Genomic DNA, 15,860 nt, shown 5'->3' with positions numbered 1-15,860 from the left:
ATGAAGAAAATACACATTCTAGCGCTTATCCCAGTTCTTTGTTTAGTAGTTGGGCCAATATTTGCGAATTCAGTTACTCCTTACGTATTAGGGATGCCATTTTTATTATTTTGGGTATTATTATCAGTGTTTATTACATCTTTTTGTATGGGGCTTGTGTACGTGTTTGATCCTGCTAATAAGGAGGATGTAAAATGACTGCATTACTTATCATTATTTTATTTTTGTTTCTCGCACTATTTTTAGGGATTCGGGCACAACATGGAAAAGATATGAATTTAGAACAATGGTCAGTTGGAGGAAGAGGATTTGGCACTATTTTTGTTTTTCTCCTTATGGCAGGTGAAATTTATACGACGTTTACATTTTTAGGGGGAAGCGGCTGGGCATATAGTAAAGGAGCACCTACCTTTTATATTTTGGGATATGGTGCTTTAGCTTATCTTTTATCGTATTTTTTATTGCCACCCATTTGGAAGTATGCGAAAGAGCATAACCTTGTTTCACAGTCAGATTTTTTTGCGAAGAAATATAGAAGTAAAGCGCTTGGACTTATTGTTTCGATTGTTGGTGTTGTTTCCATCATCCCATATCTTGTTTTACAGTTAAAAGGACTGGGAATTATCGTTTCAGAAGCTTCTTACGGAAGGGTGTCACCTGTTGTTGCAGTATGGATCGGTGCTATTGTTATAACTATATATGTAATGGTTTCAGGTATACATGGTTCGGCTTGGACGGCTGCTTTGAAGGATATTATGATACTGTTTATCGTTATGTTTTTAGGTATATATTTGCCGTATCATTATTATGGAGGATTTCAGCCGATGTTTGAGGCTGTAGAGGCAGCGAACCCGGGATTTTTATCTTTACCTGAAGAAGGAATGAGTATTTCTTGGTTTGTTTCTACTATTATATTAACGGCCCTCGGTTTTTATATGTGGCCTCATACATTTGCTTCTGCTTTTTCTGCAAAAAATGAAAAAGTATTTCGTAAAAATGCAGCAATTATGCCATTGTATTCTTTAGTTTTACTTTTCGTATTTTTTGCAGGATTTGCTGCTATATTGCAAGTTCCTGGGTTAAAGGGAGCGGATGTAGATCTTTCGTTATTCCGTCTTGCTTTACAAACTTTTGATCCTTGGTTTATTGGAATTATTGGTAGTGCGGGAGTATTAACGGCATTGGTTCCAGGGTCTATGCTTGTTATGGCGGCTTCTACACTGTTAGCAAAAAATATTTACCGAACGATAGTCCCGTCTGCTTCAGATAGACAAGTTGCTAAGATGGCAAAATTATTTGTGCCTGTAGTAACGCTCGTGGCAGTTTTATTTACATTTAAAGGAGGAGAAACAATAGGAGCACTTCTATTAATGGGATACAGTATCGTTACACAACTTTTCCCTGCACTTGTATGTAGCTTGTTTCCACGTCAAATTATTACGAAGCAAGGGGCGATTGCAGGAATGGGAGTTGGGCTATTAGTGGTCGCATATATTACCTTATCTGGTTCAACTATAGCCACGATGTTTCCGAGTTTCCCGCAGTATATAAAAGATTTGAATGTAGGTATAGTCGCATTGTTAATTAATATAATTGTGATGTTTGTAGTTAGTGGATTTACAAAAGGTGTATTTATAAAGAAAAACACTATAATAGTAGAAAAGTAATTCGTTTATCCTGCATTAACGGGCAGTAAGACCCCCACCTCAAAATTCAGCGGAAGCAAAGAAGTTAGGTGGGGATTAAACTGTCCGTAAAAGCCCGATTGGTGAGGGGTGATTAAAGTTTTACTTTATTAGAGCTATCTTTGAAAAGAGATAGCTCTTTTTTTGTATATATTTCCTTCTATTAGCGGAATCTAACTAAAAACTTGTTGAAAAGGAAGCTAGGTGGGGAAATTGTTAGAGCTTGAAGGTAACTTATTTGAAGTTATGAAAGAAATTAGGGATGAGTTAGGTTCACCTAATGATTTAACAATTAGAGAAGTTGCTCTTGCTGGGAGTTTTACACGTTGTGCGGTTGTGTTTTTATGTGGATTGACAGATAAGGATAATGTTTATAAATATGTCATTCGCACACTGCAATACGAAGAAATTATAAATGAGGAAGCTGTTGTTCAAACGTTATTGGATCGTTTTATTTCTATCGCAGAAGTGGGTGTAAAGACGAAGTTTCCAGATATTATGAATGCGATATTAGCGGGAGATACAGTTATATTAATTGATAATATTCAAACCGCTATCGTTATTAATAGTAGGGCCTGGGAGAAGCGAAGTTTAGAACCACCAGTGACAGAAGATTTAATACGCGGACCGAGAGTTGGATTAAATGAAGATATTAATGTGAATAAAATGTTAATCCGACGCAGTTTACGCGATCCAAAGTTGAGGTTCCAATCTTATATTATGGGGAAGCGATCGCAGAAAGAAGTAACCCTAGTATATATAGAAGATATTATTAATCCTCACATTGTAAAAGAGTTAGATCGCCGTCTTCAATCAATAGTGACAGATGTCGTTTTGGAAACAGGTACGATTGAACAATTAATTCAGGATAATAATTTATCCCCATTTCCACAGTTTTTGAATACAGAGAGGCCTGATAATATTATAGCCTCATTAGCGAAAGGGAAGGCAGCCATTTTAGTAGACGGATCCCCGTTTGCTCTTATTGCACCACTTGTGTTTGTTGATATTTTTCAATCTGTAGAAGATCATTACGAGCGCTGGGTGATTGGAACGTTATTAAGATTTTTACGTATGGGTTCAGGCATAATTGCGGTTTTGTTACCAGCTATGTATGTAGCACTTGTATCTTATCATCAAGGACTTATTCCTTCTAAACTGGCTTATTCAATTGCAGGTGCGAGGGAAGGTGTTCCGTTTCCTGCATATATTGAAACGTTAATGATGGCCTTGACTATGGAATTAATACGAGAAGCTGGAATCCGATTGCCGAAACCGATGGGACAAACGATAGGGATTGTAGGAGGTCTTGTAATTGGAGAAGCTGCGGTAAATGCAGGGATTGTAAATCCGTTTTTAGTTATTATTATTGCAGTTACTGCGATTGCTACGTTTTCGCTTCCTGTATATAGTATTACGATTACGTTCCGAATTTTACTTTTCGTCTTTGTATTAGCTGCAACGGCTTTTGGGCTGTATGGGATCATTCTAGCTCTGATCGCACTTGCTATTCATATTACAAATTTAACAAGTGTTGGTATACCGTATACAACTCCAATTGCTCCTGCATTTTATAAAGATTGGAAAGAAGAATTTATTCGCATGCCAAAATCGATGTTGAAAGATAGACCAGAGTACTTACAAACAAAAGATTCTACAATACGTCCAAAGGAGCGAAAATAAGTGAAACCATTTGAGTATGGCGATGAAGAGATTGGATCTCGTGAAATTGGGTTTGCGGTATCATCGACCATTATTGGTATAGGGGCATTGTCTATGCCAAGAGATATCGCTAACCAAACTTTATTTTCGGACGGTTGGATTATCTTGCTTTTGGGTGGATTGATCTGCGCGGTTTTAGGTTGGTTTGTGACGAGAGTGGCTATCTTATTTCCAAAACAAAATTTTGTTCAATATACGAGTGCGCATTTGACGAAGCCTGTTGCATACACAATTAGTAGTATTTTAGTATTAACGTTTGCTGCTTTGACAGCATATGAATCGCGAATGATTTCAGTTATTTCTCAAACGTATTTATTTAGTGATACACCAATACAACTACTGTCTTTCTTCTTCTTATTAGTTGTTATTTATGGAATAGCAGGATCAAGAGCAGCCTTATTAAGGTTAAATGTTTTATTCTTACCTATTGTTTTAATTGCGATAGTACTTCTTTCTTTATTGAATATAAATTTAATGGAAATAAATAATTTACTACCAGCTTTTCAAACGAAAGTAAGTCAATATGCTGTTGGAGTTAAAAATTCTATTTTTACGTTTATTGGATTTGAAGTAGCGTTATTTTATGCGGTTTTGCTGAATGATAAGACAGCGAAAAAAGCGCCAATGGCAGTCGCGAAAGCGGTGATGGTAAACGTGCTGTCATACATTTTAATTTATGTAACTTGTATTAGTGTTTTTACTTATATGACAACACGTGGATTGACATATCCAACAATTGAATTAGGGAAAGAAATTGAAATTGGTGGAGGATTTTTAGAAAGGTTTGATGCGATTTTTTTTACGACTTGGATTATTACTATTTATAACACTACAGCAATGTATTATGATGTCGCATCTTTATTGTTTTGTGCTATGTTTCCGAAAGTGAAGAAACATATTTTTATTTTCGTAAGTGCCCCTATTATTTTTATGGTGAATATGATACCTAGTAGTTTAAATGCTTTATCAAGTTATGGGACTTATTTAGCTTGGATAGATATGGGGTTTGTTGTGTTAGCGCCTTTGCTCGTTTTAATTGTATATAAAATAAAAAGAAGGAATGGTGGAAATGAAACACCTTCTTAAAATTATAATGGTTATGGCTTTAACTGGATTTATGAGTGGGTGTTCTGAGTTAGAAGAGATAGAAGAAAGAGGATTTGTAGTAGGAGCGGCTTACGATATCGTAAAGGAGAAGAAAGCGAATCCAATTATGAAAGGAACCTATCAGATGGTACTCCCTAGTAAATTGTCTCAACAGGGTGGACAAGGGGGTGGGGATAGCGAAAATTATATTAATGTTAGTGCAAAAGCAGATAGTGTATTTGAACAAATAAGAATAATCGCCAAAAAAATTAGTCGTACATTATTTTTCCCTCATATACAAGTGATTATTTTCTCTGAAGAATTACTTTCACATCCATACATTTTGCAAAATACGTTAGATGTATATATTCGCGATCATGAGATGAGAAGAAATATTCGTTTGTTCGTTTCTAATAAAAATGCCGAAGCTATTTTAAAACAAAGTGCCAAGCCTGAAAATTTACCGGCGCAGTATATTGATATGTTAGCTGAACACCCTCCAAAAAATGCCCAAATGATTGAGGCTGCAAGAATTGGTGAGGTGCAGGAAAAGATGATCTCTAACCGAAGTTTTGTATTACCTATTCTTGAACTAACAAAACAAGGGGTACAAATGAACGGTGCAGCATTGTTTCGTGGAAAGGATAATAAGTGTGTAGGCAATTTGAGTGGGGAAGAAACATTAGGGATGAATTATATAATAGGTAAAAAAATTGGAGGTTTTTTTACCATTCGTAAAAAGGATCAACTTATTACATATGAAATTCATAAGTTACGTCGAAAAATTAAAGTATCCACAACGAATGCTACAAAACCGAAATTTAATATTCATTTATCTCTGGAAGGTACAATAGCTGAGTTGCACTTTAGTGATCATAAAAAGGTTTTGAATGAAAAACGTTTAGAGAAGGATATATCGGAAGAAATGGAGGAGCGTATTCAAAAATCGATTAAGCTTGTTCAAAAAAAATATAAGGTAGATGTATTAGAGTTAGGGGAAGTGTATAAGAGACATAATTATAAAGAATGGACAAAAATAAGTAAGAATTGGGATCAAGGCGAAAATTACTTTAGTAATGCTGAAATTACTGTTCACGTTCATCCAACAATTGAACATTCAGGTTCAGCTTTACCGAAAAGAGTGAAATAAGGTGATGAAAGTTGTTTACTGGATTAGGAATTAGTTGCACGATATTAATGGCGGTGCTGCCGGGGGCTATATATTTCATTCATAAAAAACTCACAACGTATGGAGCGCAGCCGTGGAATACTGATGTACAAAAAAAGAAACCTGAATGATTTTCAGGTTTCTTTCGGACAAAGCATATGTGAAGGGGGATGCCTTCTATGTATGCTTTGTTTTATACAAGCCCTAACCAATGTACCAATTGTGTAGAGAGGAATGTAACAACAATGGCGATAACGGTAGGGATTGCAAACGATAAGAATGTCCATTTTGCACTTTTTGTTTCTTTGTATATGTTAACCAGTGTTGTTCCGCACGGGAAATGAAGAAGTGAGAACAACATTGTGTTTAACGCTGTTAACCAAGTCCAACCATTTTCTAGGAATAGATTTTTAATTTGATTAAAATCATCTATTTCAGTTAAAGCCCCAGTTGATAAGTAAGACATTAATAAAATTGGGATTACAATTTCATTAGCAGGTAGTCCAAGAATGAATGCAGCTAGAATAAACCCGTCAAGTCCTAACATTTTAGCAAATGGATCTAGGAAGTTTACAAAATACATAAGTAAGCTTGTGTCACCAATAAAAATGTTAGCAAGTAACCAAGTTAATGCAGCCGCAGGGGCAGCAACAACTATAGCTCGTTTTAAAACGTAGATTGATTTATCGAGTGTTGCGCGAACAATTGTATTCCAAACTTTTGGCTTGCGGTACGGAGGTAACTCAAGTGTGTAGTGAGTTGGAACCCCTTTTAAGGCTGTTTTTGATAGTACCCAAGAAACAGTTAATGTCATAATAACACCAAGTACAACCATTCCAACTACAACGCCAGCAGTAACCAATGTTTGCATACTGCCTGTATAACCAGCAGCCATAAATAGTGAAGCCATTAAAATTAACATAGGCCAGCGACCGTTACAAGGAACGAAGTTGTTCGTTAAAATTGCTAGCATACGTTCACGTGGTGATTCAATGATACGTGTTGACATAATGGCTGCTGCATTACAACCAAATCCCATTGCCATTGTTAAAGATTGTTTCCCGTGTGCGCCGGATCGTTTGAATAAGCGGTCCATATTAAACGCGACACGTGGTAAGTATCCGTAATTTTCTAATAGCGCGAACATAGGGAAAAAGATTGCCATAGGTGGTAACATAACGCTAATAACAGCACCGATACCACGGAACAAACCAAGTATTAAAATGCCATGTAACCATTCAGGTGCATGCGCTGCTTGGAACCAAGATGTTAAATATCCTTCGGCCCATCCGAAGAATTCGGCAATCATATCAGATGGTACGTTAGCGCCTGCAATTGTAAGATAAAAAATAATAGATAAAATACCGAGCATAATTGGGAATCCCCAGATTGGAGATGTGAAAATTTTATCTAGTTTTTCGGAACGATATAATTTATCAGTATTTGTATATTGGACAGATTCTTTACATATGCTTGCAGATGTTCGGTAAATATCTCCGACTATATCATCTCGTATATCTTCTTTTGAAAGTGTTTGTGCATGTTGAATAATATAGTCTAATGGAAGAGCTTTACTGGCTGAGTGAGATTCCATTAATTACGACCTCCCTTACAAGTGGTTCATTATGGTGTTTTTGAAGTGTAGTTAAGAAATTTTTATCTCCATCTAATATACGTAACGCAATCCAACGTGCTGGATACGTATCACCGAACACTTTATAAATTTGTGGTTCTAATTCCTGAATCATATTTTCGATTTTTTCGCTGTAAGTAATTTTAATTGGTGTTGGAATTAGTTTTTTATTTGCTACTTTTGCAATAACATTTAGCAAATGACCAATACCTACTCGGTTACGTGCTGAAATTTTAACGACAGGTACACCAAGTGATTTTGCTAATTTCTTTTCATCGATAACAATCCCTTTTTTCTCGGCTTCATCAATTAAGTTAATGCAAATGACTACATTGTTTGTCATCTCCATCACTTGAAGTGCTAAATTTAAATTTCTTTCCATAGCAGTTGCGTCTATAACAACTACAGTTACTTCTGGTTTTTCAAATATAATATAATCCCTCGCTACTTCTTCGTCTGCGGAATTTGAGTATAGTGAGTAGGTTCCAGGTAAATCTATTAATGTATAATTACTTCCGTTATGTTCATATTCTCCTTCAGCTTTTAAAACAGTTTTTCCCGTCCAGTTTCCAGTATGTTGTTTTAAGCCTGTTAAAGTATTAAATAATGTACTTTTCCCTGTATTCGGGTTACCAGCTAAAGCGATACGATGTTTGCTCATCTGAAATCATCTCCTATTAATACCCCGAAAATAAGGGAGCTTTCTTCTTTACGCAGTGCAATAGTTGTGTTACTCACTTGATAAGCGACCGGATCTCCAAGTGGACTGCGTTGCAATACTTTAATCGTCGCCCCCGGGATAAATCCCAAATCTAATAAGCGTCGTTTCATAGTTCCTTCTAATTGTATCTTCTCAATTTGTACAAACTCTCCTATTTTAAATTCGGAAAGTGGTTTTATATTAGCCGATACCATAAAAGTTACCTCATCTCTATATTTTTAGTTTGAGTTTAAAAAGTTTCCTAAGGTAAACTTTTTGTTAGTAATATAGTAGACTACATTGGATTATGTTGTCAATTAGTACTTTAAAAATATTCATTTATTTTTAGAATTGTTCCAATTTATTTAGTTGTACTAAAAAATATTACTGAAATTATTTTTAATGTGCATAAATTAGGTGTGTGAAAATTACAAAATACAGCGGAATTGTAAATGTAACTTTAACGAAAAGGGAAAAAGAGAGAAAAACATTTACATTGAATTTACATTGTTAAGAATATATTTACATTGCAGTGTAGTTAGTGTGGTTTTTGTTTGGTTATTTAACTATAAATGTTGGGATTTCTAGCTTTTAAGGATTATTATCGTCATTTACTTAAAATTAAAAATTGCTTAACACTCACATAATATTGTTGTCCTACAATGAATTTGTGTTCGAAAGAAAATGAATTCGAAAAGTGATAATCCAAATGGGGGTACAAGACATGGTTATGAAAAAAGGTATTAAATTTTCTTTAGCAGCTTTAGTGGTAGCAGGAGCATTAGTTGGTTGTGGGAAAGCAGAAGATACAACTAGTAAAGACACTGCTAAAGGAAGCGATAATACAAAACAAGAATTATCAGGTACGATTGCAGCGGCTGGTTCTACAGCTCTTCTACCTCTTGCGGAGGAAGCTGGAAAGAAATTCATGGAGAAAAATTCAAAAGTTTCTATTCAAGTTCAAGGTGGCGGTAGTGGAACTGGGATTAACCAAGTAGCATCTGGTGCAGTACAAATTGGTAATTCAGATGTTCCGTCCGGAGATAAAATAAAAGATGCTGAAAAGGCGAAAGAATTAGTAGATAACAAGGTAGCGGGTATTGCATTCGCTCTTGTCGTAAATAAAGATGTAAAAGTTGATAACTTAACAATGCAACAAGTACAAGATATCTTCACTGGAAAAGTAACAAACTGGAAAGAAGTAGGCGGAAAAGATGAAAAAATCAATGTAATTAATCGTCCGGCTTCATCTGGTACACGTGCTACATTTGAAAAAACGATTATGAAAGACGCGAAAATTAATGATGGAACTGGTACAACACAAGATTCTAACGGTGCAGTAGAGCAAGCGATTAACTCTACTCCTGGTTCGGTGAGTTATTTAGCAATGTCTTACATGGTGGGCGAGAAAAAAGGCGCACTACAAACAGTGAAAATTGATGGTGCTGAACCGAAAGTTGAAAACATCGCGTCTGGTAAATATCCATTCTGGTCTTACGAATATATGGTAACAAAAGGTGAAGCGAAGGAAGCGACGAAAGCTTATATCGATTATGTAAAAGGTAAAGATTTTGAAAAGCAAGTAGAAGATATGGGCTACATTCCAATGTCTAAATTAAATAAGTAATAAAATTTTATGGGGCTGGCTGCAAGGCCAGTCCTGTTCATTTCAATCTGTGAAGTGGGGTCTGTCCTGTGATGAAGGGGAAAAAGCAAATTAATTACGTGAAAAGTGAATATATAGGAAGATCACTTGTTACGTTTTGTGGTATTTTTATTGTTTTAATTACATTAGCTATTATTGCGTTTATTTGTGGTAAAGGTATTCAATCTTTTACACAAAGTGGTATCTCATTTACTGAGATGTTAACATCGACAAAATGGAATCCAAATGCTGATCAAGGATCCTTCGGGGCTTTAATTTTCATTGTAGGTTCAACGGTGGTTTCGTTAGGTGCGGTTATTATTAGTGCACCAATTGCTATAGCTCTTGCTATATTCATGAATTTAATTTCGCCAAAGTTTGGAAATAAAGTATTGAAGCCTGTTCTAGAATTGTTAGTTGGTATTCCTTCGGTTGTATACGGATTATTAGGTGTTACGATTTTAGTACCACTATTACGTGATTCGTTTGGGGGAGTAGGCTTTAGTTTAATTGCAGGTATTGTTGTATTAAGTATTATGATTTTACCTACTATTGCTAGTATCGCTTCTGATGCAATACGTTCTGTTCCATTTGATTATTTAGAAGCTTCTTATGGTCTAGGATCAACGAAATGGCAAGCGATTAGCCGGGTGATTGTTCCTGCTGCGAAAAAAGGGATTTTAACAGGTGTTGTTTTAGGCTTAGCGCGTGCTTTCGGTGAAGCGTTAGCGGTTCAAATGGTAATCGGGAATACGATTAAATTACCAGAAGGAATATATAGTCCGACAGCGACGTTAACTGGTATTTTAACAATGGACATGACGAATACATTGAACGGAACTGCTTGGAACAATGCGCTATGGACTTTAGCGATGATTTTACTTGTTATTTCATTCCTGTTTATTTTAGTAATTCGAGCGATTGGGCAAAGAGGTGAGCGATAATAATGAATGCAAGAACGGTAAATAAAGTTTGGACGGGTATCTTTTATGCGGTTGCGGCTTTAGTTGTAGCTTTGCTAGTGTTCTTAGTATTTGAGATTTTACAAAAGGGATGGGGATTTTGGGATCCTAATTTCTTGTTTGGAGAACCAAGCAATACAAGAGCTGGTGGTGGGATTGGTCCGCAGTTATTCAATTCCTTCTACATGCTTGTTATAACGCTTATTATATCTATTCCTCTTGGATTAGGTGCTGGAATATATTTAGCGGAGTACGCAAAACAAGGACGTTTTTTAAATTTTGTTCGTCTATGTATAGAGACGATGGCGTCTTTACCTTCTATTGTTGTTGGTTTATTTGGTTTGTTAGTGTTCGTTACAATGACAGGTTGGGGATACACAGTAATGGGTGGTGCTCTTGCTTTAACTATTTTAAATTTACCAGGTTTAACGCGTGTTTGTGAAAATGCGATTTCAGAAGTTCCTCAGAATGTAAAAGAGGCAAGTCTTGGATTAGGTGCAACGAAGTGGCAAACAATCGCTCGTATTATTATCCCATCGTCATTACCACAAATTATTACAGGGATTATTTTAGCGGCGGGTCGTATATTTGGGGAAGCGGCAGCATTAATTTACACAGCGGGTTTAACATCCCCGATTTTAAATTCAGCAGCGGATTTCTCAAGTCCTGCGCATCCTTTAAATCCATTTAGACCAGCTGAAACATTAGCGGTTCACATTTGGAAATTAAATTCTGAAGGAGTTATTCCAGATGCGAAGTTGATTGCGACAAAATCTGCAGCTGTATTAATTATTATGGTATTACTATTCAATGTTATTTCACGCTTGATAGCATCTATATTACACAAGCGCTTTACAGGAACGAAAAGAAAAAGTAAAACAACGAAAAAGGTAAAAGCGGCATAAATTATAAAGAAGAACTCTCTATTTATAAGTAGGGGGTTCTTTTGTATTTTAATATAGAAGGAATGGATGTAATGATTGTTGAATTTGTGATTAATTATAAAGAAGAACAGATGTAATTTAGAGAGGAGATTTAATTTGTTTTTTCTGCAAATGTCAGGTTTTCCTGGGTCAGGAAAATCGACAGTTTCTAAGTATATAGCGAAATTAACAGGTGCTGTAATTATAGATCATGATGTTTTGAAATCCGCGTTGTTAAAATCATTAAAAGTAAAAGGAATTGAATCAACGATTGTTGGTGGGCTTGCGTATGATGCCGAATGGGTATTGATTGATTCTTATTTAGAACAAGGGCATAGTGTTATATTGGATAGTCCGTGTTTATATGAGGGAATGGTTGAAAAAGGGATTGAACTATCAAATAAACATGGTGTGAAATATAAATATATTGAGTGTTATCTTAATGATATGGAAGAGATTAATAGGAGACTGCAAACACGTAAGCGTATGATCAGTCAAATTGAAAAGGTGGAATCGGAAGTAGGTTTTAAAAAGTGGTTAAATGGTAGTAAAAGACCTTCAAATAATGAATACCTTATTGTGGATTCTAGTAAACCTATAGAGCAATATGTGGAAAAAATGATGGATTATATGACTAAATAGAGAAAAGGCGTTATCTTCATTTGTGAAGATAACGCCTTTTGTTTTTAAATATCAGGTGTTTCTGTAGAAGTGCTTATTTTCCTACGGGAGCGTCTTTTTCTCCCGATTTTATCTAGTAGTTCATACATAACTGGAACGACTACTAATGTAAGAGCAGTTGAGACTGCCAAACCGCCGATGACAACGACGGCTAAACTTTTTGATACCATACTTCCTGCTTGGGATTGGCCAAATAGGAGTGGGAGCATAGCAACGATTGTTGTAATAGCTGTCATAATAATTGGGCGTAGTCTAGTAGAACCTGCTTCAAGTAAGGCTTCTCTAGTTTCCATTCCATGTTCCCGATTTTGTTGGACTCTTTCTATTAATACAATAGCGTTTGTAACAACAATCCCGATTAACATTAATGCGCCGATCAAGGAATTTACATCAACAGGTGTTCGTGAAATGATTAATCCTAAAATACCACCGACAGCAGCTAATGGTAAGGAGAATAGGATTGCAAAAGGAGCACGTGCTTGCCCGAAGGTGATAACCATAATTAAATATACAATCCCGATTGCAATCCCCATAATTTTGAATAAATCTGTAAAATTCTCTTGCATAGATTCAGTAGCTCCTGCGATATTTACTTTTGCACCACCAGGTAAATCTAAGTCAGTCATCGCTTTATTTACTGCTGTGTTTACTTTACTCAAATCTTCATTTGAAGCTTCGGCTGTAATTTGGATTGTTTCTTTTCCGTCTTTATGGAAAATTTCTGTTTGTGTTTGTTTTTCTGAAATAGTTGCAATGTCTTTTAAAGGTATTGGTCCATTAATAGGTGATAGTATGTTTGTATTTAAAATATCTTCTTGTTTATTAATGTTTTCTTTTTTGTGTTCTATCATAATAGTAGCTTTTTCATTATTAATTGTAATTTCGCCAATAGGTGATTTCTTCATAAGGAATGCTACTTGTTGCGCAGCTATTTCTGGTGTTAAACCTAGTTGTTCAGCCTTTGTTTGATCAATATGAATTTGCCATTCTTTCTTAGAGTCTTCTAAATTTGTTTTTACTTTAGAAAGATCATCCATGCTTTTTAGTTTTGTTTCAACGATAGTAGCCGCTTCTTTTAAATCCGCTTCGTTAGTAGCTGTTACGTTAAATTGTAAGTTATTGCCGCCGCCAGAGCTTGAATAACTTGTTTTTATATAATCAAGTTCAGCAGGCTCAAAAGTTTTATGTTCCTTTTTTAACTCTTTAATATATTGATCAATATCAGAACCTTTTTTAAAGACTACGAATATACTAGCGAGGTTATTTTTAGTTGTTTGCCCCCATTGTGCATCTTCTGCGCTAGATCCCATTCGTAAAATAACGTCTGTTATATCTGAATTAGAAAGTAATTTCTTTTCAAAATCAAATGCTTTTTGTTTTTGAGATTCAGCATTATAATGGGCTGGAAATGTCATGTTAATAGATAACATTGTGTCGTCTTCAGATTTTATGTTTGCTTTCGGTAGTAATATATAAGCTGCAATTGATCCTACAAATAATAAAAATGCAGTAAGTAGAATAATGAATTTATGAGAAAGAGCCCACTTTAATGTAGCGACATATCGTGATGAAGAACTTGGCTTTCGATGCTTTGTTTTTTTGAGTAGTAAAAAAGCCATAAGTGGAACAACTGTTAGTGCAACGATTAAGGATGATAATATAGAATATACAACTGCTAATACCATAGGTAACATTAATTTTCCGATTGCTCCTGATACGAGGCCGATAGGTAAAAAAACAGCGACCGTTGTTAAAGTAGAAGAAGTAATTGCGACTGCGACTTCTTTCGTTGCATCGAGAATGATATCTTTAGAGAAAGAATCTTTTTGTAAACGGCGGAAAATATTCTCGATGACAACGATACTATCATCGACGAGACGTCCAACCGCAACAGCTAAACCACCGAGGGTTAAAATGTTAAGCGTAATGTTAGATTGATGTAGTAAAAAGAGTGTTAATAAAATGGATAATGGAATACTGACAACAGCGATGAGTGTTGTTCGGAAGTTACGTAAAAAGATTAAGATAATTAGAGTTGCAGCGATTGCTCCAAGTATTACTTCTTTTCCCATGCTAGTAACAGCATTTTCAACTTGTTCATGGGTTGAAGCCAAAAGTTTAATGGAAAATTGATCTTTATATTCCTTATCTATCTCTTTAACTTTTTTATCAATCTCTTTTCCAATGGCAACTGCATTTTTACTCGGTTCTTTCATGATGATTAATCCTGTGCCTTCTTCTCCGTTTATATGTGAGATTGTATCGTAGTGTTGTTTGATTTCAATTTGAGCAATGTCTTGCAATTTCACTTGGGGTGCCACAGTGATGTTTTTAATGTCATTTACATTTTTTATGTCCCCAATGACGCGGAGGTTGTATTCTTCCTGATTAACAGTAATTGCCCCAGCTGGAGTAGAAGTTTCTTTTCCTTGTAAAACAGTTAGTACCTGCTGTGATGTTACGTTTTTGTTTTTTAATTGGTTCGGATCAAGTACGATAGATAATTCAGAGGTGGATTTTCCGAAAAACATAACGTTGGCAACACCATCAATGTTTTCGAGTTGTGGTACGATTTCTTTTTCAATTTGTTTTTCATCTGCTTTTGAAAAACCGTTTTGTTTCTGGATAGTAATTTGAGCGAGTGGAATCATAGAAGTGTTTAATTGACTAACTACGGGCTTGGTTACATCTTTAGGTAATTTAATTGTATTGACGGCTTTTTCGACTTCGCGTGCTGCATCTTTCATGTTTGCTTTTGATGTATACGCAATGTCGATACGTGATAATCCCTCGTATGTAGAAGAAGTAATGGTGTCGACGTGTTCTAAATTGCGAAATTGTTTTTCGAGAGGATTAGTTACATCCTTTGTCATCGTTTCAGCGTCGAGTCCTTGAGATAAGGTTGTGACGGTAATTGCTGGATTGTCGATACTCGGTAAAAATTCCATAGGTAATTTAGAGCCGGAATAAACACCGAGTATGGAAATGAGAAAAATCATGATGATAATGGCAGCTCAGTTTTTTAATGAAAACTTTGTTAACCTATCCATAAAATAATTCCTCCATTGGTTTATTTATAGTTGAGTGCGTCCTTTCTTACTATATAACAAAAAATGGATATTTTTCATTAATTAAATGTAAAAAAATTCTAAGAATATCCTTAAGTTTGTATTAGGATTGGAATGTTGTTAATTTGTAGGGGGGAAATTTTTGAATGAGAAGGGAGGGGATAATGCGCGCGAGTGGCTGTTTAATGTAGACGGGATTTTTTCTTAAGGCTAATTTATATAGTTATTTTATAGAAGGATAATGATTATAAGCTTTAATATAGAAGAGAATGAAAATTTGGGAAGGTATTGTGAAATACAATTTGGTTGAACGGAGTGTATTAGCATACAATTAGAATAACTATTTTCAGTAGTAAGGATAATAGTTACTTCTATAGAAGAAAGTAGGGTAGATAATTTTTTTATATTTTTATAAAAAAACACTTGTTATTTAAAAGTTGTGATGGTATATTAATAAACGTCGCTGATGCGGAAACGCAGAAAACGACAAAAAAGAAATTTTAAAACTTAGTTGACATCGAAAAATTAAGATGTTAATATGATGAAGTCGCTTCTGAAGCGGCGGACAAGTTCTTTGAAAACTGAAC

The 15,860-nt window shown here is 35.3% G+C and carries 14 protein-coding genes; 10 read left to right on the top strand and 4 right to left on the bottom strand.

Features of this window, described 5'->3' with window-relative positions; translation table 11 throughout:
- The 6 genes from DN401_RS21325 to DN401_RS29925 all read left to right on the top strand — a co-directional run bounded on the left by DN401_RS21325 (position 1) and on the right by DN401_RS29925 (position 5,792).
- Positions 1-198: a DUF3311 domain-containing protein gene (locus DN401_RS21325; RefSeq protein ID WP_000719833.1), complete on the top strand. Its 198-nt coding sequence runs from the start codon at positions 1-3 to the stop codon at positions 196-198.
- The gene (locus DN401_RS21320; RefSeq protein ID WP_000125939.1) at positions 195-1,667 is read left to right on the top strand and encodes a sodium:solute symporter family protein; all 1,473 of its coding nucleotides are present in this window, start codon (positions 195-197) and stop codon (positions 1,665-1,667) included. The genes DN401_RS21325 and DN401_RS21320 overlap by 4 nt, the downstream gene beginning before the upstream one ends.
- 222 nt (positions 1,668-1,889) lie before the next feature.
- Complete coding sequence (gene gerLA / locus DN401_RS21315; RefSeq protein ID WP_002023287.1) at positions 1,890-3,368, top strand: spore germination protein GerLA; 1,479 nt, start codon at positions 1,890-1,892, stop codon at positions 3,366-3,368.
- Positions 3,369-4,493: a spore germination protein GerLB gene (gene gerLB, locus DN401_RS21310; RefSeq protein WP_000802005.1), complete on the top strand. Its 1,125-nt coding sequence runs from the start codon at positions 3,369-3,371 to the stop codon at positions 4,491-4,493.
- Positions 4,477-5,643, top strand: a complete 1,167-nt coding sequence (gerLC, locus tag DN401_RS21305) for a spore germination protein GerLC (protein WP_000681629.1) — start codon at positions 4,477-4,479, stop codon at positions 5,641-5,643. The genes gerLB and gerLC overlap by 17 nt, the downstream gene beginning before the upstream one ends.
- An 11-nt stretch (positions 5,644-5,654) precedes the next feature.
- Positions 5,655-5,792, top strand: coding sequence for a hypothetical protein (locus DN401_RS29925; protein ID WP_000493991.1), 138 nt, complete (start codon positions 5,655-5,657; stop codon positions 5,790-5,792).
- A gap of 62 nt (positions 5,793-5,854) precedes the next feature.
- On the opposite strand, the gene DN401_RS21300 is transcribed toward DN401_RS29925, so the two are convergent.
- Genes DN401_RS21300 through DN401_RS21290 form a run of 3 tightly spaced genes read right to left on the bottom strand, consistent with a single transcriptional unit; the run spans position 5,855 to position 8,209 of the window.
- Positions 5,855-7,255 carry a nucleoside recognition domain-containing protein gene (locus tag DN401_RS21300; protein ID WP_000443605.1) on the bottom strand — a complete coding sequence of 467 codons (1,401 nt, stop codon included), beginning with the start codon at positions 7,253-7,255 and terminating at the stop codon, positions 5,855-5,857.
- Positions 7,233-7,955, bottom strand: a complete 723-nt coding sequence (locus DN401_RS21295; protein ID WP_000033865.1) for a FeoB small GTPase domain-containing protein — start codon at positions 7,953-7,955, stop codon at positions 7,233-7,235. Before DN401_RS21295 ends, DN401_RS21300 begins: the two co-directional genes overlap by 23 nt.
- Positions 7,952-8,209: a FeoA family protein gene (locus DN401_RS21290; protein WP_000252982.1), complete on the bottom strand. Its 258-nt coding sequence runs from the start codon at positions 8,207-8,209 to the stop codon at positions 7,952-7,954. The genes DN401_RS21295 and DN401_RS21290 overlap by 4 nt, the downstream gene beginning before the upstream one ends.
- Positions 8,210-8,718: 509 nt before the next feature.
- Between DN401_RS21290 and DN401_RS21285 the strand changes: the two genes are divergently transcribed.
- From DN401_RS21285 to DN401_RS21270, 4 genes are all read left to right on the top strand, one after another.
- Complete coding sequence (locus DN401_RS21285; protein WP_000245108.1) at positions 8,719-9,621, top strand: phosphate ABC transporter substrate-binding protein PstS family protein; 903 nt, start codon at positions 8,719-8,721, stop codon at positions 9,619-9,621.
- Between the two features lie 71 nt (positions 9,622-9,692).
- Positions 9,693-10,583, top strand: coding sequence for a phosphate ABC transporter permease subunit PstC (pstC, locus tag DN401_RS21280; RefSeq protein ID WP_000676676.1), 891 nt, complete (start codon positions 9,693-9,695; stop codon positions 10,581-10,583).
- A gap of 2 nt (positions 10,584-10,585) precedes the next feature.
- Positions 10,586-11,506: a phosphate ABC transporter permease PstA gene (gene pstA / locus DN401_RS21275; protein WP_000994141.1), complete on the top strand. Its 921-nt coding sequence runs from the start codon at positions 10,586-10,588 to the stop codon at positions 11,504-11,506.
- Between the two features lie 135 nt (positions 11,507-11,641).
- Positions 11,642-12,166 (top strand): P-loop nucleotide/nucleoside kinase family protein, encoded by a 525-nt coding sequence (locus tag DN401_RS21270; protein WP_000465755.1) that lies wholly within the window; start codon positions 11,642-11,644, stop codon positions 12,164-12,166.
- A gap of 44 nt (positions 12,167-12,210) precedes the next feature.
- Here DN401_RS21270 and DN401_RS21265 read toward each other — a convergent pair whose 3' ends face one another.
- On the bottom strand, positions 12,211-15,204 hold the full coding sequence (locus tag DN401_RS21265) for an efflux RND transporter permease subunit (protein ID WP_149287915.1): 2,994 nt from the start codon (positions 15,202-15,204) through the stop codon (positions 12,211-12,213).
- Positions 15,205-15,860: the final 656 nt, after the last annotated feature.

The sequence above is a fragment of the Bacillus sp. BF2-3 genome (assembly GCF_008368795.1).
Taxonomy (GTDB): domain Bacteria; phylum Bacillota; class Bacilli; order Bacillales; family Bacillaceae_G; genus Bacillus_A; species Bacillus_A cereus.
The sequence above is the reverse complement of the archived record's forward strand: the minus strand, read 5'-3'. Positions and strand labels throughout refer to the sequence as shown.

Coding starts and splice junctions, on each gene's coding strand:
- DN401_RS21295 (WP_000033865.1), bottom strand. CDS start 7,955: ATGAGCAAACATCGTATCGCTTTAGCTGGTAACCCGAATACAGGGAAA.
- DN401_RS21300 (WP_000443605.1), bottom strand. CDS start 7,255: ATGGAATCTCACTCAGCCAGTAAAGCTCTTCCATTAGACTATATTATT.
- pstC (WP_000676676.1), top strand. CDS start 9,693: ATGAAGGGGAAAAAGCAAATTAATTACGTGAAAAGTGAATATATAGGA.
- DN401_RS21285 (WP_000245108.1), top strand. CDS start 8,719: ATGGTTATGAAAAAAGGTATTAAATTTTCTTTAGCAGCTTTAGTGGTA.
- DN401_RS21325 (WP_000719833.1), top strand. CDS start 1: ATGAAGAAAATACACATTCTAGCGCTTATCCCAGTTCTTTGTTTAGTA.
- pstA (WP_000994141.1), top strand. CDS start 10,586: ATGAATGCAAGAACGGTAAATAAAGTTTGGACGGGTATCTTTTATGCG.
- DN401_RS21320 (WP_000125939.1), top strand. CDS start 195: ATGACTGCATTACTTATCATTATTTTATTTTTGTTTCTCGCACTATTT.
- gerLC (WP_000681629.1), top strand. CDS start 4,477: ATGAAACACCTTCTTAAAATTATAATGGTTATGGCTTTAACTGGATTT.
- DN401_RS21265 (WP_149287915.1), bottom strand. CDS start 15,204: ATGATTTTTCTCATTTCCATACTCGGTGTTTATTCCGGCTCTAAATTA.
- DN401_RS21290 (WP_000252982.1), bottom strand. CDS start 8,209: ATGGTATCGGCTAATATAAAACCACTTTCCGAATTTAAAATAGGAGAG.